The organism is Arthrobacter sp. A2-55, assembly GCF_025548615.1.
In the GTDB taxonomy this organism is placed as follows: Bacteria; Actinomycetota; Actinomycetes; order Actinomycetales; family Micrococcaceae; genus Specibacter; species Specibacter silviterrae.
Genome location: NZ_JAJLOZ010000028.1, coordinates 1 through 25,913, shown reverse-complemented (window position 1 = coordinate 25,913; position 25,913 = coordinate 1). Strand labels below are relative to the sequence as shown.

24 protein-coding genes, 1 tRNA gene and 1 pseudogene are annotated in these 25,913 nt (G+C 60.0%); 10 read left to right on the top strand and 16 right to left on the bottom strand.

What is annotated here, in order from left to right:
* Together LPN03_RS09680 and LPN03_RS09675 are read right to left on the bottom strand one after the other, a co-directional pair.
* Positions 1-426 (bottom strand): cupin domain-containing protein, encoded by a 426-nt coding sequence (locus LPN03_RS09680; protein ID WP_262454093.1) that lies wholly within the window; start codon positions 424-426, stop codon positions 1-3.
* Between the two features lie 42 nt (positions 427-468).
* Complete coding sequence (locus tag LPN03_RS09675; protein WP_262454092.1) at positions 469-1,842, bottom strand: MFS transporter; 1,374 nt, start codon at positions 1,840-1,842, stop codon at positions 469-471.
* Between the two features lie 130 nt (positions 1,843-1,972).
* Here LPN03_RS09675 and LPN03_RS09670 point away from each other — a divergent pair, with 130 nt between their 5' ends.
* The 3 genes from LPN03_RS09670 (at position 1,973) to LPN03_RS09660 (ending at position 5,623) form a co-directional block, all read left to right on the top strand.
* The gene (locus LPN03_RS09670) at positions 1,973-2,857 is read left to right on the top strand and encodes a helix-turn-helix transcriptional regulator (protein ID WP_262454091.1); all 885 of its coding nucleotides are present in this window, start codon (positions 1,973-1,975) and stop codon (positions 2,855-2,857) included.
* A gap of 1,744 nt (positions 2,858-4,601) precedes the next feature.
* Complete coding sequence (locus LPN03_RS09665) at positions 4,602-4,991, top strand: NUDIX domain-containing protein (RefSeq protein WP_262454090.1); 390 nt, start codon at positions 4,602-4,604, stop codon at positions 4,989-4,991.
* Positions 4,992-5,179: 188 nt separating this feature from the next.
* Positions 5,180-5,623 (top strand): VOC family protein, encoded by a 444-nt coding sequence (locus LPN03_RS09660; protein ID WP_262454089.1) that lies wholly within the window; start codon positions 5,180-5,182, stop codon positions 5,621-5,623.
* A 97-nt stretch (positions 5,624-5,720) separates the two neighbouring features.
* Here the strand turns inward: LPN03_RS09660 and LPN03_RS09655 are convergent, their stop codons facing one another.
* Positions 5,721-6,944 (bottom strand): glycosyltransferase, encoded by a 1,224-nt coding sequence (locus LPN03_RS09655; protein WP_262454088.1) that lies wholly within the window; start codon positions 6,942-6,944, stop codon positions 5,721-5,723.
* Between the two features lie 105 nt (positions 6,945-7,049).
* Between LPN03_RS09655 and LPN03_RS09650 the strand changes: the two genes are divergently transcribed.
* Positions 7,050-7,748: a TetR/AcrR family transcriptional regulator gene (locus tag LPN03_RS09650; RefSeq protein ID WP_262454087.1), complete on the top strand. Its 699-nt coding sequence runs from the start codon at positions 7,050-7,052 to the stop codon at positions 7,746-7,748.
* 559 nt (positions 7,749-8,307) lie between these two features.
* Here the strand turns inward: LPN03_RS09650 and LPN03_RS09645 are convergent.
* The 6 genes and pseudogenes from LPN03_RS09645 to LPN03_RS09625 all read right to left on the bottom strand — a co-directional run bounded on the left by LPN03_RS09645 (position 8,308) and on the right by LPN03_RS09625 (position 13,653).
* A tRNA-OTHER gene (locus LPN03_RS09645) sits at positions 8,308-8,370 on the bottom strand.
* A 208-nt stretch (positions 8,371-8,578) separates the two neighbouring features.
* A pseudogene (locus LPN03_RS20940) lies at positions 8,579-8,709 on the bottom strand (transposase); the annotation flags it as partial.
* A 101-nt stretch (positions 8,710-8,810) separates the two neighbouring features.
* On the bottom strand, positions 8,811-9,959 hold the full coding sequence (locus LPN03_RS09640) for a glycerate kinase (protein WP_262454086.1): 1,149 nt from the start codon (positions 9,957-9,959) through the stop codon (positions 8,811-8,813).
* Position 9,960: 1 nt separating this feature from the next.
* Positions 9,961-11,412 carry a C4-dicarboxylate transporter DctA gene (gene dctA / locus LPN03_RS09635; protein ID WP_262454085.1) on the bottom strand — a complete coding sequence of 484 codons (1,452 nt, stop codon included), beginning with the start codon at positions 11,410-11,412 and terminating at the stop codon, positions 9,961-9,963.
* Between the two features lie 110 nt (positions 11,413-11,522).
* On the bottom strand, positions 11,523-12,620 hold the full coding sequence (locus LPN03_RS09630) for a tartrate dehydrogenase (RefSeq protein WP_262454084.1): 1,098 nt from the start codon (positions 12,618-12,620) through the stop codon (positions 11,523-11,525).
* 112 nt (positions 12,621-12,732) lie between these two features.
* Positions 12,733-13,653: a LysR family transcriptional regulator gene (locus tag LPN03_RS09625; protein ID WP_262454083.1), complete on the bottom strand. Its 921-nt coding sequence runs from the start codon at positions 13,651-13,653 to the stop codon at positions 12,733-12,735.
* 1,256 nt (positions 13,654-14,909) lie between these two features.
* Here LPN03_RS09625 and LPN03_RS09620 point away from each other — a divergent pair.
* The gene (locus LPN03_RS09620) at positions 14,910-15,293 is read left to right on the top strand and encodes a hypothetical protein (protein WP_262454082.1); all 384 of its coding nucleotides are present in this window, start codon (positions 14,910-14,912) and stop codon (positions 15,291-15,293) included.
* Positions 15,290-16,057 carry an RES domain-containing protein gene (locus LPN03_RS09615; RefSeq protein ID WP_262454081.1) on the top strand — a complete coding sequence of 256 codons (768 nt, stop codon included), beginning with the start codon at positions 15,290-15,292 and terminating at the stop codon, positions 16,055-16,057. The genes LPN03_RS09620 and LPN03_RS09615 overlap by 4 nt, the downstream gene beginning before the upstream one ends.
* Before the next feature lie 23 nt (positions 16,058-16,080).
* Here LPN03_RS09615 and LPN03_RS09610 read toward each other — a convergent pair whose 3' ends face one another.
* Both LPN03_RS09610 and LPN03_RS09605 read right to left on the bottom strand, forming a co-directional pair.
* Entirely contained in the window at positions 16,081-16,773 is a 693-nt protein-coding gene (locus tag LPN03_RS09610; protein WP_262454080.1) for a hypothetical protein, read from the bottom strand.
* A 186-nt stretch (positions 16,774-16,959) separates the two neighbouring features.
* Entirely contained in the window at positions 16,960-18,417 is a 1,458-nt protein-coding gene (locus tag LPN03_RS09605; RefSeq protein WP_262454079.1) for an SIR2 family protein, read from the bottom strand.
* Between the two features lie 503 nt (positions 18,418-18,920).
* Between LPN03_RS09605 and LPN03_RS09600 the strand changes: the two genes are divergently transcribed.
* From LPN03_RS09600 to LPN03_RS09585, 4 genes are all read left to right on the top strand, one after another.
* Entirely contained in the window at positions 18,921-19,118 is a 198-nt protein-coding gene (locus LPN03_RS09600) for a hypothetical protein (RefSeq protein WP_262454078.1), read from the top strand.
* Positions 19,119-19,145: 27 nt separating this feature from the next.
* Entirely contained in the window at positions 19,146-19,433 is a 288-nt protein-coding gene (locus LPN03_RS09595; protein ID WP_410468575.1) for an FG-GAP repeat domain-containing protein, read from the top strand.
* A 234-nt stretch (positions 19,434-19,667) separates the two neighbouring features.
* Positions 19,668-20,312, top strand: a complete 645-nt coding sequence (locus tag LPN03_RS09590) for an SLATT domain-containing protein (RefSeq protein ID WP_262454076.1) — start codon at positions 19,668-19,670, stop codon at positions 20,310-20,312.
* Positions 20,296-21,585, top strand: coding sequence for a nucleotide-binding domain-containing protein (locus tag LPN03_RS09585; RefSeq protein ID WP_262454075.1), 1,290 nt, complete (start codon positions 20,296-20,298; stop codon positions 21,583-21,585). Before LPN03_RS09590 ends, LPN03_RS09585 begins: the two co-directional genes overlap by 17 nt.
* A 298-nt stretch (positions 21,586-21,883) precedes the next feature.
* Here the strand turns inward: LPN03_RS09585 and LPN03_RS09580 are convergent, their stop codons facing one another.
* From LPN03_RS09580 to LPN03_RS09560, 5 genes are all read right to left on the bottom strand, one after another.
* Entirely contained in the window at positions 21,884-22,132 is a 249-nt protein-coding gene (locus LPN03_RS09580; protein ID WP_262454074.1) for a hypothetical protein, read from the bottom strand.
* 324 nt (positions 22,133-22,456) lie between these two features.
* Entirely contained in the window at positions 22,457-23,632 is a 1,176-nt protein-coding gene (locus tag LPN03_RS09575; protein WP_262454073.1) for a tyrosine-type recombinase/integrase, read from the bottom strand.
* Positions 23,625-23,846: a helix-turn-helix domain-containing protein gene (locus tag LPN03_RS09570; protein WP_262454072.1), complete on the bottom strand. Its 222-nt coding sequence runs from the start codon at positions 23,844-23,846 to the stop codon at positions 23,625-23,627. The genes LPN03_RS09575 and LPN03_RS09570 overlap by 8 nt, the downstream gene beginning before the upstream one ends.
* A gap of 501 nt (positions 23,847-24,347) precedes the next feature.
* Positions 24,348-25,163: an ExeA family protein gene (locus LPN03_RS09565; RefSeq protein ID WP_262454070.1), complete on the bottom strand. Its 816-nt coding sequence runs from the start codon at positions 25,161-25,163 to the stop codon at positions 24,348-24,350.
* The gene (locus tag LPN03_RS09560) at positions 25,160-25,828 is read right to left on the bottom strand and encodes a Mu transposase C-terminal domain-containing protein (protein ID WP_262454069.1); all 669 of its coding nucleotides are present in this window, start codon (positions 25,826-25,828) and stop codon (positions 25,160-25,162) included. Before LPN03_RS09560 ends, LPN03_RS09565 begins: the two co-directional genes overlap by 4 nt.
* Positions 25,829-25,913 lie beyond the last annotated feature (85 nt).

Below are 25,913 nucleotides of genomic sequence, written 5' to 3'. Positions count from 1 at the left end.
TTAGCGTTGTTCGTTCGTGGGGATGGTGGATGCGTGGGCGACCTGGTAATCGTGGTCGCTGACGGGTTCAAACCAGGTCGCGGTGTGCCCGTCGTCGTGTTCGACCAGGGCAAGGTGGCACATCAGGGTGTTTTGGGTCGCGCCGTGCCAGTGGTCCTCCCCGGGCGGGGTGTGCACGGTATCTCCGGCTCGCATGATGATGACCTTCCCGTCCCTGGTGGCGACCAGTCCCTTGCCGTCGGTACAGTGCAGGGTCTGGCCCAGGGGGTGGGAGTGCCAGTGGGTGCGGGCGGCGGGAGCGAATCGGATCATCGCGGCGACCAACCGTGAGGGACTCTCCCCCGGGTGCAGTGCGTTCAAGTACACGTCGCCGGTGAATTTTTCGGTTGGACCCTTGGAGGTAGGGCCTGGAACTGCCAGGTGCATGCCGGCTCCTTTCATAGTCGTTTTTAAAGTGGACGGATTTGGTTAGGAGGTTGCGTGCCGCCGGCGCTGTAACGCCAGGGATGCGACAACCAGGAAGATGAGCACCGCTGCGGTGGCGCCAAGGCTTGCACGCAGCCCGGTGATGAACTCGCCGCTGGCGAGCACGGCACCGAAGATGGCCACGCCCAGAGACCCGCCGACCTGGCGGGCGGTGTTGACCACCCCGCTCGCAGAGCCTGCCCGTTCCGTGGGGACGTTGTCCATGACCTGGGCAACAATGGACGGGACCGTGAAGGAGCCGCCCACACCGACAGGCACCATAAGTGCTGCAACGAGCAGGACCGGCGCATCTGCCGGCAGTATGCAGAGACCGGCTAGCCCGATGACCATGATCAGCTGGCCCCCCGCGATCATGGCCACATGCCCGTACCTGGCCATGAGCCAGGCCACCAAGGGGTTCAGGAGGGCGACCAGGGCAGTCATCGGCAGGAACAACAGCCCGGTTTCCAGAGCAGAAGCACCCCGTTCCTGCTGGAAGTACAGGCTTTGCACGAACACGATGCCGTAAAACGCGCCCATCGTGACCACAGCAATGACCAAGGCAGTAGATACGGCACGGGACCGGAACAAGTCCAACGGAATCATCGGATCACGCCCCTTGGCTTGGGTCATGATGAAGGCGGCAACGGACACGACGCCGAGGGCGAACATGAGCAAGATGGCCGGGTTGCTGTAACCGACGTCGGCGCCCTCGATGATGCCGTAGGTCAGGGCCGCCAACCCGAGGACGGCGCTGATCTGCCCGGCCCAGTCAAACGATGCCCGGCGGCGAGGTGAGGGGGCAACGCGGGAAAGGATCGAAAGCGCGGCGGCTCCCACGGGCAAGTTGACGAAGAAGATCAGCCGCCAGTCGATCTGGGTCAGGAACCCGCCCAGGACCGGCCCTGCGGCGGCGGCGACCGAACCACCCAGCCCCCAGTACACAATCGCCCGGCCGCGGGCCGCGGCGTCATGGTAGGCCTCCCGGATCAGGGCCAGGGACGCGGGGGTGATCATCGCCGCTCCGATGCCCTGCAAAATGCGCGCGCCAATCAGTGCTGGCAGGACAGGACTCAACGCGCAGGCAGCGGACGCGATAACGAAGACGATCATCCCCAGCCCATAGGCCCGTCGCGCTCCAACCCTGTCGGAGAAGGTCCCGGCGAACAGCTGGAGGGCCGAAAACATCAGCGTGTAACCGGTCACGACCCACTGCAGCCCGGACAAGCCACCACCGAGGTCGCTGCGGATCCCAGGCAAGGCCACGTTGACGATCTGGGCATCCAGGGCAACGACGAAGAACCCGAGCATGGCAACGGCCAAAGACGCCCTGGGCCGGGCCGCAACCGCAGTGCGGCCGGCGGTGGAGACGGACATGGTGTCCTTTCAAAGCGAGGAAGCGGTCTCATTCAAGACAACCAGTCCCGTTACACGCGTGGGAGTGCCTGTTGTGCGGTGTACTGGCAGTTCCTGTTAGTCCAGGCACGGCCGCGGTAGCGTAAAGGCCATGGACAACACCAACGACGTCCGCGAGTTCCTCATGAGCCGACGGTCGCGCATCACCCCGGCCCAGGCCGGGCTGATGGCCTACGGCGGAACACGACGCGTTACCGGACTAAAGCGCGAGGAAGTAGCCATGCTCACCGGTGTCAGTACCGAGTACTACGCCCGGCTCGAACGCGGAAACCTGCGGGGAGTGTCCGACTCCGTTCTCGACTCCCTCGCCCGTGCACTGCAGCTCGATGAGGCAGAACGCGCCCACCTGTTTGACCTGGCAAAAGCCGCCACACCCTCCCCGGCGTCCGGAGGCCGACGGCCACGTGCGGAGGTGCGCCCCAGCATCGAAAGAGTCCTGGCCGGAATGACCGGGACACCGGCCTACGTCCGGAACGCCCGCACGAACATAGTCGCCGCCAACGACCTGTGCTTCGCCCTCTACACCGGCATCCTCAGCCCGGAGACCCTTCCGATGAACCTTGCCCGGTTCATGTTCCTGGACCCGCGCTCCAAGGAATTCTTCGTTGATTGGGACACCCTCGCCGACGACTTCGCGGCAGCAATGCGCACCGAATCCGGCAGTAACCCGCGCGACCGTGCACTGAACAACCTCATTGGTGACCTAGCTGCTGGCAGCACCGACTTCTCCACCCGATGGGCCCGCCACAACGTCCGCTTCCACCGGTCAGCCCGCAAAACCATGCGCAACCCCCTCGTCGGCGAGATCGAACTCACCGGCGACGCACTCGAACTGCCCGGCGAAGGACTGACCCTGATCGCCTACACCGCCGAACCAGGCAGCCACGCCCAGGAACAACTCGCCTTCCTCGCCAGCTGGAGCACCAGTAACAAGAACCCGGCTGTACAAGCACCATTCAGCCCACCCTCGGCATAACCTCCGGACCTGCCCTACCCTGCGACTATAGGCGCACAGTGGCCCACTCCTTCCCGGCAGCAACTATGCGACAGATACCGCTGTAAAAACCCCGCCATTTACCGCCGAAAGTCACAAACGAGGCGCAGGTCAGCGGGTGTATTGTCCGGTGAGGGACCGGCCTACGGGACACTTTGCCAATGTCTATACGGGACAACCCTTTCGGGAGGTATTTGCACCTGGTCCAGTTCGAGATCATGGTGTTGGGTTCATTGCTCCCGCAAGCTTGCAGTCACTCGTTCTGGTGACGAATGACTGCTTCGGCTACGGTGACTATCATGCGCCCATCGACCTTGTACCCGGCCTACGCGGGCACCGACCTGAAAGTTCGAGCCATGAAGACGGCCCTGTCACGCTCCAGAGTACTGGCGCTGACAGGCCTGCTGATCGCACTGGCAGGCTGCACCATCCCGCAATCGACCCCGACCACGCCCCCATCGACCAGCCAGCCCTCATCTTCGGCCGTCACAGTTGCTGCCCTCCCAGGAGAGAACACAACCGTTGGCTGCAAGTTGTCACGTCCAATTGAAAAATCCCTCCCCGTCCAAGCAGATGACCTGGCCCTTGGGCCACTGGTGTATCCAGGATTGCGCGATGGGTATCCTCAAGCACTAACGGCCCCGGTGGACGGAATTATTTTTGCCAAGATCGGGACCCACCTCGCACCGGACGCCACGGTCACGGTATCCATAGCCCCGGAAGCAAGAAGCTGGGCTAGCATCGTCACGGAATCCGGACCACCAGCCGGCTACTTGGCCGTGACATATACGAGCTGTCCCGCCTCCCATCATGCAGCGGGCTCCTGGTGGGTCGGCGGATTCGCCCTCAGGAACCAGACTTCTGGATGCATGCCACTCAACGTGCAAGTTCAAGGAGAGGCCACTACCAGGCGATCCATCATTTCCTTCGGGGACAAAACCTGCAGCTGACGGTCCCTGTCAATGACTGTCCCACAACCGGTTGGTAAACGGGCGCTTGCCCAGTCTGGGACGGGTGAAGGACTAGAGTCGACGCAGTTGCTCTTGAAGGTCTCGTGCAGCATCGCTAGTTGCCCAAGTCACGGTTCCCTCGGCCGATATTTTGCTCACTCCGACGCCTGGAATGCCCCAATTCACCACCAGATACTCAGGACCTGGAGACCCGTCGCTGGAAAAGAACTGTTGGCTTTGGGTTGCTCCTACTTCGCCAATTCCTAACGTTGTTCCATCTGGAAGAACGAGAGATGACCCTTGCAGATTGCAGCCGGGCTCTCCGAGATCGCGCAGACCTTCCGCTTGAAACAATTCTCGCGGACATTGCGGAAGGTGTTCATAACCCAGCGGTATGCTCACCCCGCCTGGCGAACACGAGCACAGAAGCAAGCTTGCTAGAGCAAGGATGGCTATAGCTGTAGCAGTCCGCATGGCCTAATGCTAGCAACCGGCAACCCAGCGATGTTGCCAGTGCCATCGAGGAGCCGAGGCTGCTGGGCCTGCATCGAAGCACCCTGTCGGTTCGCCGGTCTCGAGCTGCCCCAACTTGGTCAGGTGCAAGGAGATAACTGCGATCCTCAGCGGATCAATACTTGGCGCCGTCAGGTCTGGAAATTCTGAAAACGAAATCGGGAGAATGCAGATTTCCAATGAACGTTCTCTGCCGGGACCATGGGTGAGTCAACAAGTCGGCGTACCTGCTAGTACGCTCTAACAACCCCATGGAGAATCCCTTGAAGCATCAGGTTGCATGTGGGTTGCTGGTACGCAATGGGCCTGTTCTCCTCGTACACCGGTCATCGGCGAAAACGTCGAATCCCAACGTCTGGGACCTTCCAAGCGGCCACCTCGAACCGGGCGAGGACAGCCGCCAAGCACTCGTACGAGAGCTTCAGGAAGAGCTAAACGTGTCGGTCACCCCGCCAGCCGGCAGCGCCATTCATACGCGACGCAACTCCTACCTCGTCCTTGATGTGTGGCGAGTCGACGACTGGGCTGGGGAAGTCGCTAACGCGGCACCGGATGAACACGACGACATCGGCTGGTTCAACTTGAACGAGGCAATATCCCTGGACCTGGCTAACTTCGAGTACCCGGCACTGTTTCAACAAGAACCGGCATGATCCTGTCCCGCAGGAGGTTCCCCTGTGAGACGAGGCGCCGTTGACGGGTCACGACGTGAAGACCGGAGCACAGGCGACCCGGCAACAACTTTCGACCACCACGGCGCGCAGCAGCGCTGGCACGCTTACGGGTAGTTGGTGCGCGAAGCAACTGGAGTTAGTCGGTCCGCCTTGGTAGCTTTCAACGCATGGCCATCAAACTCGATAACGTCGGAATAGCCGTTCGCGACATCGAAGCTACAATCTCCTTCTTCACCGACCTGGGCCTCACCGTCCTCGGCCGCGACACCGTCAGCGGCGAGTGGGCCGACACCGCCGTCGGCCTCGACGGAAATCACGCCAAGATTGCGGTGCTGCAGACCCCGGACGGTCACGGGCGCCTCGAGTTCTTCGAGTACATGCACCCGGACGCGATCGAGACCGAACCCACCCGCCCGAATGAGATCGGCATGCACCGCGTCGCCTTCTCCGTCGACGACATCGACGATGCTTTGGCGATTGCAGCAAAACACGGCTGTTACCCGCTTCGCGGCGTGGCCACCTACGAGGATATCTACAAGCTCACATACCTGCGCGGTCCCAGCGGAATCCTTCTGATGTTCGCCCAGCAGCTCAAGCCACCAGCATCGTGAGCAAAGCAGAAAGCTCGTGCCCGCTGGTGGTTCGGCTAACGTGCTGCGACTACTGTCAATCGAAGCGGCGATGTAGCCGTAAACCAAAAGGCAGCAGTCACACTTTCTGCCGGCCGGCGGTCCGCAAAGCCGCTTCCACGGGCGCGGTGCCGTCCTCGGTTGCCAAAGTTGCCGCGAGTTGGCTTGCGCGTGCAGAGTATGTCGGCGTCGTGATGGCCCCTGTGATTGCCGCCGCCAGCCGCTCAGCGGTGAGTTTCTTATAGGGAACGGGTTGTGGGCCGGCGCCGAGGGACGTGATCCGTGCGGCCCAGAACGGTTGGTCTGTGTATATCGGTACGCTCACCGTGGGAACTCCGGCGCGCAGCCCTGCCGCGGTGGTCCCGGCTCCAGCATGGTGGACCACCGCAGCCATTTGCGGGAACAACCATTCGTGCGGTACGTCTCCGATACTAAGAGCATTCGACCCAGAGACACCCTGAACACCCTGCAGCACCGCACGCACCCCCGCACGGTGCGCGACGTCGAGCATGAAATCAGCGTCCAGGGCTGCACTGCTACCGAAGCCGATGAAGACCGGAGGTGGTCCGTCGGCGAGAAATTCCACCAGTTCCGCAGGTGGCTGCCAACTCGGCGCAGTGTCCGACCACCAGTAACCTGCCATCGTAAGTCCTGATCGCCAATCCGTCGGGCGCGGAAATACTGTGGGGCTGATGCCGTGGAGAACAAGGCTGTTGGCTTTCCTGCGGGCCCGGTCGGAGGCAGCCCGGCTCTTTTTGGATAGGCCGAGCACTTGGCGAATGCGGGCGCTCGGAGCGTCGTAGGGTGCTTTCCCAGCGGAAATTAGAGACCCGAGTAGCTTGTTACCGACCGGACCTAGGCTTCGGGCAGATCCCAGGACCACGGGCGGGTATGCGTGACTGGGTTCGGTCGGCTGCAAGTGCGCACCGATGACGGAGATGCCGAGGGCCTCGGCCACGTCGTACGCGTAGGGGGCGACCGCATTGGCTAGGATCACGTCGGCACCAGTCTCAGCTGCAGCCAGCGTGCCCGTGGCGGCCAGCTCCATGTAGTCACCGAGCTCGTTCATGTACCGGCGCAGATCCGCACCCGTAGCCTTCTTCCCGGGCGCGGCGGGGCTGACCAGATGGCTCATATCCCCGGGCAGCTCCCGATACTCACACCCGGCCGTGGCGACCAGCAACTCATAGGCCGCATTCGCCGCAATCGAGACGTCAAAACCCAAGGCTTGAAGTTTGCTGCCGAGTCCGGCCATCGGCGCGACATCACCGCGCGTGCCTGGTGTAACCATGAGTACTCGCATGCCACTCCTCAATTCCAGTTAATTGCGATCAGTGTTCGCAGTTAAGAATATAGTGAAATGGTTACAGAACCTAACCAGGGTGATCGGACGAAAGGCGGAACGGGCATGTCTTCTCAAGACCGAGTAAACTTCTGGCTGCGGCCGGAACGTTCTGGCACCGGGCCGAAACCAGAGCATTCGCGTGCAGGAATTGCCGCGGTAGCGATCGAGATCGCCGACCGGGGCGGTCTGACGGCAGTATCGATTCGGCGGGTGGCTGCCGGCATCGGGGCCGGTGCGGCCTCCCTGTACCGGTATCTGAAATCCCACGACGAACTCATCGAGCTCATCGTTGACACGGTCAGTGGGGAATACGATCTGGCCGCCTCCGATGAACCCCCATCGATCCAGCTGTTGAATCTGGCCCGGCAAGGCCGCGCCATCATGCACCGCCACCCGTGGCTTGCTCCTCTGTTGCTAACCCGGCCGTCAATGGGCCCCAACTCCCTGGCATATCTGGAGCGTGCCCTCTCCGCACTGAAGCCAGTAGGCTTGCCCGGCCCCGCCAAGCTACAGACCGTGGCCATGATGACGGCCATCACCTCGGCATTCGTACAAAACGAGATCGCATCAGCCGATAGCCCCGAGGCCGCCCCCAACGGGGAGAACGCACGCCTGCTATATCTCTCCGACGTAGTGCAGTCGGGGAAATACCCGCTATTAGTCGGCGCACTCACCGAGCAACCCGACTCCGAAACACCGGAAGAGATGTTCACCAACACGATCACTAAGTACCTTTCAGGAGCAGGCCTCCCGCCCACCTGAGACCACCGATACCGCCAAACCCCGCAGCAAAATAACCGCCATTCTGAACTACTGGCCATAGACCGAAACAGCGACCCAAGCCACCGCCCGTTGAGGGTTCCCCTTACGGAACGAGTTGGCAGTCTGGCCGAGCGGAAGAACCGAGCGGAAGAGGGGCGGGCTGAAATGGGCAGCCGTCTTCGTTCGCTGGGCCGTTGGTTCAAGGCAACACTGCAGAATTACGTGAGCTGAAGGCCTGGAGTTGCCGCGCCGGCTCGCTCGGGGTGGGACGGGCTAGTTTCTGGACCATTGAGGTCGTTCGAATCCGTGAGTAGGACGATCGGAGGGCCAATAGTTGGCGGCCATAGTGCCCGGGCGTTCGGGTCCGGGAAAACCGCGGATTCCCGCGGATTCCTTGCCCGCCGGTTGAAAAACGTGACGTCAACCGGCGTTTTAGTTGGCCCTGTCCAGGCCAAAAGCGTGACCAACTTTTCGTTCAATTACGTGAGTAAAGCGTGATTTGGCCCTTTCCGCGGCCCAGGCTGAAACGGTAAAGCCGCAGGTCAGAAGCCCTTTTGCGTGCCCCGGGCCGGACTCGAACCGGCGCCGCTGCGACGTGCTGTTCGCCATGCTCCGCGACGGCACCTTCTACGAGGCACCGGCAACCACGGCAGCCTAAATCCCATCAACTAACCGCTGGCGGGCACGCACCGCCAGCCACTACCCCCTGCCCAAAATCGGCAACCAGGAAACCTTGAAAGAAATTCTGCCCCACCGCTTGACAAAGAACATAGGGACACCCCCCGGCGCGTCGGCGATACCTGCAGCTTTGCTGATGAACGTGTCGGCGGGCAGGTGTTCAAGGCTGCTCCAGCCAAGTTGATGATGTGGAGTGGGTCCATGACCGGGATCGCGTCTGGGATACCTCTGCCGCTGCGCTCTTGAGTCCGGAGAACCCGTCCATGGTTGCGGCTACAACCTCGGGACTGCTCACGCCGCAGCGTTGGCTAAACCCTGTCTTCGGAAGGCAGTTTCGGTGGTCTACCGCGGGAGGGTGTTTCTGCTTCTTGCTGCGGAGGATTGTTAGAGGATGTTTGTTCCGATGTCTCTTCCGATTTTGTGCAGCAGGGTGACGGAAAGTTCGGGATCTGTTGAGGAGTCCTTGTTGGTGTAGTCGGCCAGAGTGTAGACACAGGTCAGGGACATTTCAGAGCATTGCTCCTTGGACAGCAGTGATCGACCGGCGACGGCGATGACTGGTCGTTTGCCTGTGCGGCGGGCGAGGGCCGCAGGGAGTTTTCCGGCTAGGGTCTGCTCATCGAGGCTGCCTTCACCGGTGATGACGATGTCGCAGTTTTCCTTGCGGGTGTTGAAGTCCAGCAAGTCCAGGAAGAAGTCTGCGCCCGATACCTGCCGGGCCCTGAGCAGCAGGCAGGCGTAGCCGATTCCTCCGGCGCTGCCGGCGCCTTCGTGCCCAGCCATCGCCGCCGCGCCGGGTATTCCGGCTTCGGCCAGTGTGGCCACGAGGTGCTGGAGTCCACGATCGAGGGTGGCGACGTCGTCGGTTCCGGCGCCTTTTTGGGGTCCGAAGACGGCAGCTGCCCCCTGGTTGCCGAGCAGCGGGTTGTGGACGTCGCTGGCAACGATCAGCTCTGTGGTGTCCAGTTCCGGAAGTGGGGTGTGGTGGATGGTGTGGATCTGTGTCAGTGTCCTGCCGCTGCCACGGAGTTGGTGCTCGTCGGCGTCGAGGAAGCTGTAGCCCAAGACGGTGAGCATCCCCATTCCTCCATCGGTGCTGGCGCTGCCCCCCAAGGCCAGCACGATCCTTGCGGGTTTGAGGGTTAGTGCGAACAGGATTGCTTCGCCGAAGCCGCGGCTGGAGGCGTTCAGTGGCTCCAGTGTTTTGTTCTCCAGGAGCGCCATGCCGCAGGTGTTGGCGACTTCGACGACGGCGGTAGTGCCGTCGAATGCGATGTCAGCGCGGCGTGGCTGGCCGGTGGGTCCGGTGACGGTGCAGGTGTGCCTGGTGAAGCCGGAGGCGACGGCAGCATCGACGCTCCCGTCACCTCCGTCGGCTAACGGTAGCAGGTCACAGCGAACCGTCCTGGTCCCTGTGGCGCAGCGGAGTCCCGTGGCGAGGGCATTGGCGACTTCAGTGGCGGTGAGGCTGCCTTTGAACTTGTCTGGTGCGATGAGGGCTTGCACGATTCCGGGGACAAGGCTCTCCTGCATGTTAGACCGTTTCCGAGTAGGCGTGCGCGCGGTCACTCGGTGACGCATCGTCGTCGAGGGGGGCGGCGGCGTGCCGGAGGGGGGCGATGTCAACGGAATCGGAGCGGTCGTAGTCCCTTTGGTCATCGTCGACGGGATCTTCGTCACGAAGGGGTTCGACGATTTCACCGTTGAACACGCGACGGACCCGGTTCACGTCCAATGAGTGGTCCCACCATGCGATGAACAGCGTGGCGACGGCGTTGCCGCAAAAGTTAACGAGGGCGCGGCATTCGGACATGAACTTGTCGATGCCGAAGATCAGCATGATGCCGACCACGGGGATGGTTCCCATGGTGCTCAGCGTGGCGGTCAGGGCAATGAAGCCGCCGCCGGCCACTCCTGCCGCGCCTTTGGAGGTCAGCAGCATGATGGCGAGTAGGCCGACTTGCTGGCCGATCGAGAGGTGGGTGTTGGTTGCCTGGGCGATGTAGAGTGCAGCCAGTGAGAGGTAGATCGCGGCGCCGTCAAGGTTGAAGCTGTAGCCGGTGGGGACTACCAGCCCCACGGTCTCCTTCTTGACGCCGGCGTGCTCGAGCTTGCGCATCAGGCCTGGCAGGGCGGGTTCGGCGGTGGAGGTGCCCACGATCAGCAGCAGTTCTTCCCGGAAGTACCGCAGCATCTTGAAGATGTTCAGTTTCAAGAAGCCCATGACGCTGCCCAGGACCACGACGATGAAAAAGATCGAGGTTCCGTAGAAGAGCAGGACCAGCCAGCCGAGGCTCGTGAGCGTGGACACGCCATAAGCTCCCACGGCGTAGGCCATGGCCCCGAAGGCGCCCAAGGGTGCTGTCTTCATGACGAAGTTCAGGACCTTGAAAACAATCTTCGTCAGTCGCTCGATGGCGTCCAGGACCGGTGCTCCGATTGCGCCCAGTGCGTTCAGGGCCACGCCGAACAGGACCGCCATGAAGATGATCTGCAGGATGTTGCCTTCAACAAAGGGCCCGGCCACGCTGGTGGGGATGATGTCGGTGATGAACTGCCACCATTGTTGGTGTTCGCCGCTGGTGATCAGTTGCCCTGCGGAAGCGGAGGCCTTGATGGCACCGGAGTCGGCGTTCACCCCGTCGCCGAGGCGGAAGATATTGATGGCCACCAGACCCATGCCCAATGCGACAATGGTTCCGACCTGAAAGTAGCCCAGGGCTTTCAGTCCAGTGAGACCTACCTTTTTTAGATCGGCCACGCTCGCGATCCCGCCCACAATGGTCAGGAAGACGATGGGGCCGATGAGCATCTTCATCGCATTGACGAACGTGGTCCCGATGGGCTTCATGGCCTGGCCGGCATTTGGGGCGAGCCAGCCCAACAGGACGCCAACGACAATGGCAGTCAGGACCCAGAAATACAGCTGGCGGTACCAGGGCTTGCGGGTTTTTGCCGGCGTGGCGCCGGGGGTGATTCGTTCCATGATTCCTACCTCATTGTGGAGATCGCGTGGTATTGGGGAGAGGGGATGCTCGGGTGGATGGCGGCAGGGACGACGCCGTCCACTCGAGAAGGGAGGCGAGCAGTGCCGGATCAGACGGAGGTCAGGCTCCGGGAAAGTGCGGCGACGATCGCTTCGGTGACGTCGTCGGTCGTGGCGTTGCCGCCGACGTCGCGGGTAAGGTGGCCGGTTGCGGTGGCCTGTTCGATGGCGGCCTCGACACGGCGCGCTTCCTCATGCAAGCCGAAGTGGTCCAGCATCAAGGCGGCGCTGGCAATGGCGCCGATCGGGTTGCTGATGCCCTGGCCGGCAATGTCCGGGGCCGAGCCGTGGACGGGTTCGAACATGCTGGGAAAGCGTCGTTCCGGGTTCAGGTTGGCGCTTGCTGCCAGTCCCAGGCTGCCAGCCAAGGCGGAGCCGAGGTCGGAGAGGATGTCAGCGTTTAGGTTGGAGGCCACCACCACGGAGAGTTCCTCGGGTTTGAGGATGAACTTCGCACTCATCGCGTCCACCAGCACGCTTTCGGTTTGCACGTCCGGGTAGTCCAGGCAAACGCGCTTGAAAACGTCGTCCCAGAGCACCATGCCGTATTGCTGCGCATTGGACTTGGTCACGGATGAGACCTTCTTTACGGTCCGGGTGCGGGCCAGGTCAAAGGCGAAACGCATGATGCGTTCACAGCCCTTTTCCGTGAATAAAGCGGTCTGTAGCGCAACCTCATTGCCGGGCCCACGGCCGCTGAGGTTGCGCCCGCCCAGGCCGGCGTATTCGCCTTCACTGTTTTCCCGGACAACCACCCAGTCGAGCTCGGTGTCATCTGCCTTGCGCAGCGGTGACTGGACCCCCGGCAGAAACTTGACGGGGCGGATGTTGGCCCACTGATCGAAATTCTGGGTGATATTCAGCCGCAGGCCCCAAAGGCTGACGTGGTCCGGGACGTTCTCCCAGCCAACCGCGCCGAAGTAGATGGCATCGAAATCCTTTAGCGTCTCCAGCCCGTCCGGGTCCATCATCTGGCCTGTCGTGGCGTAATAGCCGCAACCCCAGGGGAACTCGGTCCACTCGAAAGCAAACTTGCCGTCGGAAGTCACCGCTATGGCATCCAGGACACGACGGCCTGCGGAGACGACCTCCTTGCCCACACCGTCAGCGGGGATTGATGCGATACGAAATGTCTGGGTGGCGTTCATGTGCCTACCTCCTCGATGAATGTGTTAGCAGTGTCACACCGCTCTTCCTCTTCAAGTAGACGGTCTGTGCCCAACCGGCGTCCAAGACCAAGTTCCGATCCTCCAAATAGGTTCAGCCTATCGATCGGATTGTGCCAGTATCTGTTTCGTGTGCGACATGCCGCTCTGCGACCTTCAAGAACGCCCGCGCGGCCGGGGTCAGGTCTTCCTTCCGGCTCAAGATGGCCACGTCCAGGTAGGCCACGGGTTCGATCAGCAGAGTCTGCAGCCCTGCCTTGCGAGCGGTCGGCGCCCAGGCGGCCGGCATCACAGCATGCCCTACCCCCGCCAGGACCAGGGGCAGGATCGACGTCCGGTGCGCAACCTCCACGACGATTTCTATTTCCACGCCACGTGCCATGGCATCATCAACGAGCCAACGCATCAGGGAACCTCGCTGGCTCGCCACTAACCGATGACCGCCTAGATCTTCACGACGGATCGATTCGGTCTCACCGAAAGTGTCAGCGTGCGGGTTCACAATGAGGATTAGCGGCTGCCGCTCCAGCTCCAGGACCTGAACCCCCGGTACCCTGATGGGATTCGGGGATCCGGCAAGGCCGATCTCGGTGCTGCCAGTCCGGACAGACTGGATAACTTCTTCAGGAGTGAATGCAGCGCTGACACTGAGGCGGATCGATGGGTGTAATTCAGTGAAGCTGGCAATCATCGACGTCAACGGCTCGATCCCTGGAGAGGGCATGCTGACAATGTCCAGCTTCCCACTGCGCACACCCTGAAGCGCTCGCACCGCGGACTGTGCCGCGTCAAGATCCCGCATCACTAACCGGGCGGGGCCAACGAGTTCCTTGCCCGCTTCGCTGAGCACCGCCCGGCGTCCGATGCGGTGAAAGAGCGGCACGCCCAATTCCTTCTCCAGGCCGGCGATAGTCTGGGAAAGCGAGGGCTGGGCGATGAGCAAATGTTCTGCGGCGCGATTGAAGCCATCATGGTCAACCACGGCCAGAAAATACTTCAGCTTTCGCGTATCCACGCTAGCTCCTTGACCGTAGTGTTCTGGGGCTTCCACATCGTCCCAATGAATGTCCTAAAGCAGTCCGTGTGAAGCATAGATAGCCTACGCCTATCAGCGGCCGTCTTGCACGCCATGGAAGGCCATTTTGGCCGCTTTACAGGAAACGTAGCCCGACTAAACCACAATGCAGGGCACTGCACACCCCGCTGGCCTGTCGACCACGACCAACGGTTCGCCGTCACCCGGCTTACCGCCGGGACGGAATGGATATGCTCCGCCTGATTCGCTAACCCGCGGGTCAGTGCCACGACTGTCAAATTACCTGAGATTAGCGAGATGCTGCGCGCCGGTCGGCTTATAGTCCAACGGGCAAGGTTCCTTGTCACCGGCGGTGTGCAGCGCCTGAGTAGGGCGATCGGAGGGCGAATATTTGGCAGTCAGGGCACCGATTCGGCCAAACCAAAGAAAACCGCGGATTCACACGGATTTCCCGGACCCCAGTTGAAAAACGTGACGACAAAGTGGGGCCTGTTTGGACCCCGAACATGCCAAAAACATGACCAACTTTTCGTTCAATTACGTGAGTAAAACGTGATTTGGCCCCTTCCGCGGACCTGGCAAAAACAGTAAAACCGCAGGTCAGAAGCCCTTTTGGGTGCCCCGGGCCGGACTCGAACCGGCGGCCAAGAGAAACCCAGGAACCTCATGCCAACAGCCTCCAATCGACGCCGAAAACCGCTGATTTTCGGGGGAGTGCGGGACGACAGTGCCCCTTTGACATGCCATGATCTGTGGCTGGTTGTCGTTCAAAAACGTGAGTAAAACGTGACGAGGCCCTGCAGCACAGCTCCGGAGCCGCTGGTTGATGGCCGTTTGCAGGCTCGTCGGCATCGTCGATGGCATGCCACTGGTTGTCGAGAGCGGTCCGTCTTATTTCAAGGCACTGCATTGTTCGGGGCGTGTTTTCGGCCCGGCCTGCCAAGTGGCTGGTTGCCATGGCGAAACCTGCAATTTGGTGACTTTTTGTTTGGGGAGGGGATCATTGCCGACCTTAATTTGACGGGTATTTGCCGCTAACTTGCCATCCCGGCGGGCCTGAATTTGGATGATTTTCGCGAGCCAAACTGCGAACCCTTAAATGACTGCGGGACACGTCGAAGTGCGGGTGTTTGGTCTGCCACGGGTTCAACAGGTTGAGGGTTGCTTGGCCTCGGTCCACCGCGGAGTCTGCGCTGAGTCTACCGTGTGGTTGATTTTGGGTGTATTCTGGGTGTATGAGTATCGCGGCGATCATTAACACCGGATTTGTTGAAACGGCGCAGTTGGATATCCATGAATTGGTGCGTCGCCTCAACACGCATTTGGGGCCGACCCTTGTGGCGGCCATTTCGGGGTCAAGGGACACCAAGCAGCCGATCCGTTGGGCCAAGCCCGACGGACCAGCACCGAGTCCCGTGTTTGAAACGAGGCTCCGCCTGGCCCACCGGGTCTGGGGCTACCTCGCTGACGCCGAGTCCGACCATGTGGCCCGGGCCTGGTTCATCGGCGGCAATCCGTGGCTGGATGAAGACACCCCCATGACGGCCATCCGGGAAGATCGCCACAAACAAGTCGTTGCCGCTGTCACGGCCTTTCTGCAGGACACCTACGACGCATGAGCGGTACCGGACGCCAATGCGCCCTGACCGGGGTGTGGATTGATACCGCCTTTGCCGATGGGTATCGGGTGGCGGTGACGGCGTATGGGCCCGTAAACCCGCCGCCGCGATCGGCGGGTTCAGATCGCTCCGGGTGGGGGCGTTTTGATACGACCGGGAGCACCGTGTATTTTGCATCCTCGCCAGAAACTGCCTTTCAGGAGGTGCTCTCCCCGTTCGCCCAAAAGCTGGGCGGTCGCAGTTCGCTGGAGAAGGACGCCGCCGCGTTGGGCCTGTCGCTGGAGGATTTTCTGGCTGCCCTTGGAAAGGAGTGGGATGAAAGCTCGTTCATGGGCCGAGGGAGCCTGCCGGCCCAGTGGCGGGTCCGCCGCCGTCTGTATCAGCTGCGGCTTGCCGAACCCGGGTGGTGGGTTGATATTGGCCACCCGGAAACTATCGCCGCCATCCGCCGAAGCCTGGGTGAGGACCTTCACGCTGCCACCGGCTGCGCCGAAGTCACTCTGGCTGAACTCCATGCGCCAAACCGGGAAGTGACCACCCGCATTGCCAGCTGGTTGCGCGGGCTGGTTCTTGACGACGGGACGCGCGCGCTCGGGATCCGGTACAACAGCAAATTTGGCGGCGAGTGTTTCGCCTACTGGCTGCGGCGCCGGGATGACGGGCTTGGAAACGATTCCCTTCACTCCGTGTCCGAAGCTGCCATTACCTTGCGCACGGACGCGCTGCACACCGCCGCAGAACGTTTGGGAATGCGCTGTTTCTAATCCGCGGCGACAGTCGACGGAGATCAGGTGTAGTAGGCGTTGCTGAATCCGAAGATATCAAGGACCTTGGCGGTAGGAATGTTGTTTCCCGTCGATTGGCCGGAGGCAAAATCTAGTGTGGTGTAGGCGCTGGCCACTTCGTGTACTTCATTTTTATGCGCATCGTAGAACTTTCCGAGGAGGTCCACGGTGCCTTCGTTGAACTTTTGGAGCGCGATTCGTTCTTGGGGTGTCGCGGCGACTTTGCTGAAAGTGTTCATGAAGAACTTGTCGAACGACGGGACAACTCCCCACACTCCCATCATTGTTTTCGTTACGAGGGTGATGCGTCGACCGCCTTCAGGCAGTAGCGCGTCGCCGAGCAGACGGTAGGTTTCAACGAGAAATTTCTGGGTATCTGTCTCGCCGTAGGTAGCCGGAGAAATTGCTTGCATTTGGTCAGTACGATTGGTGATGATTTCGAGGGCTTTGATGTAATGACGCGCGTTTGTGTTCTTGAACAGGTACGTCGAACCTCTTAGCATCCCCCAGCTGGCAAGATAATAGCCGAGTTGTAGGCAGCTGGTCTGCTGGTCCGCAGCGACGTTCTGTGAGTTTCTGAAATATTCGTAGCAGAAGTCCCATGACCGAGCGCGATCTGTTGTGAAGAGTCCGTCTTCGGTGCCCATAAATCTCTGCACAGCATGGGTTATCGCGCCTGGCTCAAGGTTCTTCATCGGGTTGTCTGCCTCTGTAGTTTGGGTGTTGGACTGTTGTGGGGAAAAGCGGGATATATCCAGATTGTGAGGAGCTTCTGGACAGTCGCCCCCCTTGCGGACGTGCGCTGCTGACTCACTTCATTTTCAAGGGCGCATGTGGCTAGGTTTTTGGACATCTGAGCCAAAGCTCGGAGGTCTGCCGCGTTAGATGCACAATCCCGCTGGAACGAGGCTCAGCCATCGACCGTCGCCCTCACCACTCGTAAATCGTCGTTCAGTGGAGGCTATTACAGTAACAAGGCGGGAAGCGTCAGGTACTTTTAACTTGATTCGAATGGCTCGGTGAATATCTGCGCGTATTTCGGAAAACGGTAATGGCTTGGCTAGGACCGTCGATTGGATGGAAAATCGGATCTGACCACTGCGGGATGCGTGAGTAGCATCTATCGACCTCAGTGGGTCTGTTTCCAAAACCAGTGTCCCCTCAGCATCGATTCCATGGCTTTTGACTATGGCGGCCGATCTTCCCATGCCAGGCTGTTGGTTCTGTTCGTCCCCCCAGTCCACAAGCATGAGCCGTTCATCAGGCGCTGGAAGTCCACATAATTCAGTGACGGCTTTAAGTGCCGCTTCATCAACAAGTCTTCGGACATAGTCTGGAATCGCCGATGACCCTTCGCCGAGAGGCATCACCTTCCCACCGAATTTGCCGAGTGCTTGGACGCGCGAAGCTATCGAAGTTGGGCTTTTCAGGCTCCCAGGTGCGAAGTCAACTATGCGGATTTCTGCCGTGGTTCGTTCGGAAAGCGCTTCTGCCAGCATTCCGGAAGCCGATAGGTCCGTGGCCGGCAGAGAATAACCCATCAACGTGATGACCTTTGCGCTTCGAAGGGCGGAATAGGCCCGGCTCCACACTTCCCGTATAACAGGGCTCGTGTAATAACCTGATTTGAGAGCTGCGGGGGGAACGATGAACCGTTCTCGCCCTGGAACGCTCCAGTGAAACTCGTCCGATGTAACTCTCACGGGTGCATCGAACAATCCCGGAAGCCTTCCTCGCACTACAGTTGCACCTGTCGGATCGTCCGGAACCCAATGCCAGTTAAGTGACCCATGCAGTTTCCATAGCCGAAAGCTTGGATGTGGCGCAACTATCCCATTTGCTTCACCAATCGAACGCCCGGCATTCCCCGGTGGCGAATAATTAATTAGGGATCCCCACTGAAAGAACGTCTCCGCACGCCAGTCCCACAGTCGCATGGATTCGAAGGCGGATTCGACCAGGGTGTCGTAATTGAATGTCAAAACATTTGATTTTCGAAGGTGCCAGAGGCTTAGGAGTTCTCCGAGCCAGACCGGGAGAGGCTGGGAAAGTGCCGAGTCGACACGCTCGTCCAGTACCTCTGCAATCAGGGACCTGCCACGGGCAAAGATCCCCTGATTTTCTAAGTTCTCGGCCGCACTGAGGTAAGGCTGCTTCTCGGCGCGCCTGGACAACCATGCCTCAAATGAGCTCGACGCGAAGCTTCTTTTGGAATCACTTCTACCCAGATGATTTGGATCACGGGCAACTACCTCGCTTCCCAGATCATCCGTAAGGGGCATAAAGTCCGAAATCGCTCGAGAGAACCCAGCGCCCAGTATGAATGCCTCGTCGTCCACTTAGCTACCTTCCAAGTACGTTGTTCGGAAACTGAAGATCTCTCAGCGACATTTTTCGTGCTAATTTCGCAATCGGAAAGGACTCCGAAGTGAGCGCGCCCATCCCGCACGTTTGCCTTATGTCATTTTATGGCTCTCTTCGCGTTGCCGGAGGATCCTTGGTGAACCAGTACCGGGAGATTCGGGCGATAGACCTTCTTCCCCACGGTTTCCTACCCGCGAGGGGCATACACTGCGTCATGCCCGACACAGGTAATGTCCTGCAATGCCGGTGCCGATTAGGCCCACCTCAAATCTTGGATGTCCAACGTCAGCCAGCGGCCGAGCCGTGTCTTGGTCCCATTGTTGGGCGGCCAATACGCCGCGTAAATGCTCAAGTTTTTGGTCTGCTCTGTCCTGATGATGCTCGCTCACCGCCTGTGTTACGACTGCTTCGCGAGCTGGTATCGAACATTTCCAAGCTCCTCTTCCGCTACCCCGGAAACGGGAAAACCCAACACGTCATGCCCGAAGTCATCGGCTCTGGCTGGACCGGCCTCAAGACCGGATTCATCACCGACTGGAACAGCGACGGGATCCAGGACATCGTCGCCCGGACGACAGACGGGCACCTGGACGTCTACCTCGGCTCAACCAGTGGATACCTGCCCCCGATCAGCCTCGGCAGCAACTGGCAGGACTGGACCCTGATCCTCGGGTGATGGAAGAAGGCCGATAGAAACCCCGGGATCGTCGGATACAACGCCACCGGAAACCTCACCTACCTGGCCAACCCAACAGGAACCACCCTCGCCCCGGCAGTGGCCATCGGCACCGGCTGGACCGGACTCGGCCTCACCATGTTCGACTTCGACAAGGACGGCAACCTCGACCTCCTGGCCAAAAACGCTGCCGGGGAACCGCATCGGGTCTGCCGGGAAACGACAATAGAACGTGTCACCTTGGCTTTGGGCACACCCTCATGGACATTTCGGCAGATCCCTATCAGCCAGACTCGTTCAAGAAGCGGTCTCTAACGAGTCTGGCTGATAGGGAGTCGCGCCTTGGTATTGCCTGTCGCCCAACATTCGCGGCAGCCCAAGCATGTTTAGGAAACGCAAGCCACGACAGGAGGATCCCTGGGTGCTGAGAGGTCCTCAGCACAGGGAGTGTTGGGGGTGTCGCCTACAGTGTATGTGAGCGCCATTCAACGTTCTTTCGTCAAGTTGCTTGTCTTCCTGTGGCGAATCTGATGCAAAGGCTCGGATGGCGTGGACCCGTACTCGAAGAAAGAACGGAATTTGGACGAGATGTCTGCACCTCCAACTGACGGTGAGCGCGCTCTGCTCCTTGCCCAGATCCGAGAGATCTATGGGCGAATCGCCTACACTCATAAGACGCACGAGAAGCAGGCTGACATCTGCTTTGACCTTGATCGACGGCAACGGCGGGTGAGGATTGCTTTGACCGCCGTGAGCTCAGGCGCGTTCCTTGCATCTCTCGTTGGACTGGTACTTAACAAAGAGTGGGGGGCTCTTGCGACGTCGTTCATCGCTGTGCTCGTGACCGCGTCGACCCTCAGTGACAAGACATTTAAGCACGGCGAGGAGATGCAGCAGCACCGTGACACGGCTGCGAGGCTTTGGAGCTTGCGTGAGTCTTACCTGTCGCTGATCGTGGACCTGAAGGCATCCGCGTCCAATGTTACCGAGGGACGCGTGAGGCGGGACAACCTTCAAGAAATCGCGGAAAAGATCCTTGCCGATGCTCCTCGCACGACAGCTAAGGCGTATGGGCGAGCACAGGATGGGCTGCAGAACAAGGAGGACCTGACCTTCACCGAACGCGAGATTGACTTGCTTCTCCCTGAGCAGCTCCGAAACGGAATGGAGCCAGACGATGTCGCAGGTAAGTGAAATTTTTGACGGCCTGATCGCTAACCTCGAAGTGGACAACGGCGAGACGATCGCGGCTCGCCGAGACGAGATGACCAAGACTCTCAACAGAGAGTTCCGCGGCTTGGAGAGCTCAACAAGTAACAGGCTGATGGTGGGCTCTTACGGTCGGTGGACAGCAATTAAGGGCATTTCTGACCTCGATTTGCTCTACATCCTTCCGTCTTCGGCTCATTCTGAGTATGAAAAGGAGGGCGGACCTTCGAAGGTGCTGGCCCGCACCCGACTAGCCATTCAGGGCAGATACCCGAAGACTTTCGTCAAGGCAGACAGACTCGTGGTCGTAGTCCAGTTCACTAACTTCATGTTCGAGGTCCAACCTGTGTTCGAGAATGACGATAGGTCGTTCTCCTACCCCGACACCTATAGCGGTACATGGAAAACAACGAAACCACGCGAAGAGATCGAAGCGATTAGCGCGGACAATTCCCTGGCTGACGGTAACCTCCGTAGGCTCTGCAAGCTGGCCAGAGCTTGGAAGAATCGGCATGGAGTGGGGATCGGCGGTCTGCTCATCGACACGCTGGCATATAACTTCATGCGAAAGTACCCAGACCACCGTTCAGCCGTAAGTGCAACGTACGATCAGATGGCCCGGGACTTCTTCCTTTATTTGTCCGAAGAAGAAGACCATGAGTTCTACGCAGCTCCAGGCAGCCGTCAGCGGGTCACGGTCAAGAAGAATTTCCAGGGAAAAGCGAAGAGGGCTTATGAGCTGTGCGTCGACGCTATCGAAGCAACCGGACAAAAGAATGCCTTTAAGAAGTGGCGCTCTGTCTTTGGAAACTCGGTACCAGACATTGGCGTTGTTAAAGAATCCCTCATGGCCAGCGCGTTCACGAACACCGAAGAGTTCATCGAAGATAGATTCCCAGTCGATGTCCGCTACAACGTCTCCATCGACTGTACTGTCACCCAGGATGGTTTTCGGCCATTCTCGCTCAGAAGCCTTGTCGCTTCGGTCGGAATTTTGCCGCCGAAGAAGCAACTGGACTTCAAGATTGTGGAATCAGACGTGCCGGATCCGTACGAGGTCCGATGGAAAGTACTCAATCGTGGGCCCGTAGCCGAACGGTTGAATAAGGTCCGCGGCCAAATAATCGTGCCTAATCGAGGTCGTGATCACCATGAAGTCACCAGTTTTCGGGGACATCACAACGTCGAGTGCTACATCCTTAAGAACGGTGTGGTGGTTGCTAGAGACGACATCGACGTTCCAATATCTGCCGATTGACACAGAACGCGGGCCCAATCTGCTCTTAGCCCTCGGATCACTCAATTGGTGCCTGCTGAGCGGATCGGCCGACGGACACCAAGGGTGACATTTTGCGCTGTCTAAAGTAAGTCACTTATTGCTGTAACGCACACTCTTGGCGTACGTTCTACAGATTTGGACTTCCAGGCCCATCCCATTGACAAAGACCGGACTCAACTTCGAAGAGTTGACACGGCGATTCTGGAGTTAATGAGTGACAGATGAAGCCTTGACCGACGCGATTCGTAAAGGGCCCGTGAGAACGCTTCTTCAGTATTTACTGATGATTAAGGTAATGTTTCGCGGCGATGGCGCCAAGGACAATCTCCTGGCGTTCGGCATCGCTGAAACTGGCGATCAAGTCCTTGTTGTCCTGCGTCGACTCGACTACATGATGTAAAGCCTCGCATTGTTCGTCATAGGTTGTGGCCGCCAATAGTTTGTCCCTGTATACCCCAGTGATTTTAGGGGAGTTCAGGTAGATCTCGATGGCCTTCGGCGGGAAGGTGGAACGTGATTCAGTCATGCATCCACATTAGCTGCACCCCCTTGCCGGCCCAAGTCAAATGAGAATCAGAGCCAACTCAACGATCTTCAAGGGGAACGCTATCTCCGGAGTCCCGAAGTCGGCCTACCTAACTAAAGGAATGCTTGGCTAGTCTTCTCTGCCCGCCATATACTGCGAAGGCTCAATGCTGCCGTAGAGCATGCACACTTGTTTCGTCGATAATAGGGTTGAATCGTTGAGCCGGCTCAATGAGCTGGCTTCTCACACGAGGTAAGTGCGATATTGCGAGCGGAAGGATTGGGTGATAGAGACTAAGTGGCGGTCCCCGTTCAGCTTGTCTATTTACTTTGCTTGTGCGCCAAACGCCTGCAGTACCTCGGTGTTGTCCGGTGCCTCATGTGTCTTCTGGACGTAGTGCTTGCTCGTTATCAGTTGGCTGGAGTGTCCAAGCTGTGCGGTCGCGGCGGCCATGCCCTGGGTGTTGGCCAGTATGGTGCCGACGGACTTTCGGAACGTGTGTGGCGTGACCCATTCGAAACCGACAGCTTTCCGCGCTTCTCGCCATTGCTTGCGAAACCCGTTGGGGTCACGAATGGTTAGGGTACTTGAGGGGAACACCAGGTCAAGCTCGTTCTGGCGAACTGGATCGGCCTGTCGCCGGCGCAGCATCTCCACAGCGAAGAGCGGCAGGAAGTAGCGTTGGCGTGAGTTGGCGCTCTTGGGATGGTCCTGGATCCTGAGTCCGTTTTTGCCGCGAACGTCGATGATGGTCCCGCGAATGGTGACTGTCGGCTTTTCGGCGGTCAGGTCGACGTCTGACCACCGGATGGCCAGTGCCTCGCCGATCCTGGCGCCGGTGGCGAGCATAATGTCCACGACGTCGAGGATGTCCTTTTCGTGCAAACCGTTCTGGCGTCCGGTTGGCTGCTGCCAGCGGTAGACGTCGTGCCGAAGTTTGGCGACTTCGTCAATGGTCAATGCGCGGACTTCCTTGTTACCGGTGGGGATGCGGGCGACTTCCCGGAGCGGGTTTGCAGGGGCTGCTCCGTGGCGTGTGGCCAGGGACATCATGCCGGAGAGCAGGGTTTTGGACATTTTGGCTGTTGCGTTGCCGTGTTTGGTGCGAACGCCCTTGAGGAATTTGTCCAGGGTGGAGACGTTGGCTTCGCGGATGGTGAGGTTGCCGACGCCGGGCAGGATGTAGGTGTCAATGATTTCCCGGTAGCGCCGGCGCGTGTTGGCGGCCCGGCCGAGGTCTTCGAATTCCAGCCACCAGAACTTGGCGAGTTCGCTGATGACCATGTCGGGGCTGATTACGTCGTCGGTGGGCGGGAGCATCGCATTGAGCTTGGCCAGCAGGGCGGCTTCGGCCTGTGCCCCGGTTGGCCCGGTCATTTGGTACATCCGGGGCTTCCCGTCGTAGCCGCGCATGGTTGCCCGGGCCCGCCACGTGGTCGGGCCAAGCTTGCGCCGGGTAACTTTTCCCCAGGTCCCGAGGGGCGTTTTTGCTCTAGACAACGGGGTCTTCCGTGGTGGCGAGCCACGCGTTGAAGTCCGTGCGGCTGATGCGTAGGTGGCGCCCGATCCTGTGGGCCCTGGGGCCTGCGTGCTTGACGCGCCACTGGTAAAAGGTCTGCTCGGGGATCTGCAGCTCACGGCAGACCTCCTTGGGCGTCATCCACTCGTCGACGAAACTTTGGGTGGACGGTGTGTGGTTTGTCTGCTCGGTCATCGGATTCTCCTGTCCAGTGTTGGTCTTTCCCCTTCCATGTGGCAGAGGCGCTGAAACTACATGACTTGCGTTGGCATGCCGGAGGAACGACGGCGGCCGGCTCGCCTTCCGATGGTCACGTGAGGGAGGGATTCCCGCAACAGCGGCAGCCCTTTATGGATCGCGGCGTCCCCGTTCCTGGTTACGTCACCGTCCTCGACGGTGGCACTGCGAGTCTTGATTCTTGGGGCCGGAGGCGGGAGACCGTGACGGCCCGATGACCGGCGATTGATGCAGCTGGAGAAGATGACTGCGAGGATGGACAGATAAAGATGTGCTGGAGTGCGCGGGATCGGCCGTGCGTTGCTGGTGATGCAGGGTGTTGACCGTCGCGTTATTTGACGATGATGCCGCCATCGCTTTTGACGATCGGCTGGGGACGAAAACGCCCCACCAGGTGGTTCTGGTGGGGCGTTCGTTGTCATTCTGACGTGGTGGTGGTCATTGGTGCCGGGTGGTTTTTTATTCGCTGGATTCGGTGATTGCTGATTGTGCTGCTGACTGGTCCACGATGTTTTTTGTCGCCGAGTAGGAGGCCATCAGTGCTGAGAGGGCGAGGTTGTTGATGGTTCGCGGGTAGCCTCGGGAGGCTTGGTGGATGGCGGTGATGGCGTCTTCGGAGAACAGCGTGTCGGTGCGGCCGGCGAAGCTGATATGGCCTTTGATGTAGTCGTTGGTGTCTTCCAGGGCCATGCCGCCGATGGTGAACCGGGTGCCGATGCGTTGGTCCAGTGCTGCCAGGACTGCCAGCTTGAGCCGGCGGCGCAGGGTGGGTTGACCCAGGAGGATGAGCGCGAAGTGTGACTCGGTATCCATGGAAACATTCGTCAACATCCTGAGGGCTTCGAGTTCCTCGTTGCCCAGCAGGTGTGCCTCGTCAATGACGATGACGGGCAGGCGGGAGCGTTCGTCGAGTTCCCCGGCGAGCAGGGAGGCGGACTGTGCGCTGAGCGCGCCGGAGAAGAACGAGGGCGTTGCGCCGAGCGCGGTGACGATGGCCGAGTGGATTCCGCGGATCCCGATCGTGGGGTCGGGAATGTAGATGATCTGGTGGCGGGAAGGCTCCAACCGTGCCAGGGCGGCCCGGGCGGCGACGGTCTTCCCGGCCCCGACTTCGCCGGTGATCACGCCCATGCGGCGCTGGTCGATGCACCATTCGATGCGGGCCACGGCTTCACGGTGCCCGGGGTGCTGGGCGAGTGCTTGGGGCGGAATGTCCCGGCCGAACGGGATGCGGGTGAAACCGAAATAGCTTTGCAGGGTCGTGATCGAACTCATCGGGTTTCCTCTGCTTTGCTCTTTGTTTCGGGCCCTGTGGTGTTGCCCAGGGCTTGGATGTCGGCGAAGCTGATTGGTGCGCCGGTGAGTGATTCACGGTGCCGGGTCGCGACGAGGTCCAGGTAGTTGATCCCGGAGGAGATGTTGACCGCGGACGTATCGGTGTCCTTGACCGCGTTGACAGCCTTGGCATGAACGTGCCGGGTAATGTTCAGTGCCTTGGCGGTTCCGGCCGGAACGCCCAGGTGGGAGTTGACGGTGACGGGGCCGTGAAGGTCGAATGGGTCGTAGACCAGTTCCACTTTCGTCCCGGCCAGCACCGGGTCGACTTCGTAGGTGTTTGAGTGCAGAGAGACCGTTCCGGTCTTGCTCACGGTGCGGGTGTCGGACCACAGGAACGCTTCACGGATTTCGGCCAGGGATTTGCGGACCGGTTCCCGGTGTTCCCAGGACGCTTCCCACCGGGCCAGGGGTGTCTGCCCGGTCGTGGAGTGCACGGCGTGGTGGTAGACCATGTTCACCCACCCGGTAAAGAGCGTGTTCAGCTCGTCAAGGGAGCTGATCTGGGAGCCGGCTTCCGGGCTGGTTCCGGGGAGCATAGGCGTGTCGGTAATGGTGATTTCGCCCAGGAATTGGCTGGTGACGGTGTTGGTAGGGTCGGCCACGCGGCGAGGTGCCCCTGATGGGGTCCTTTTCCGCGTGGCCTCCCTCCGAACCGGACGTGCCAGTTTCCCGGCATCCGGCTCTCCA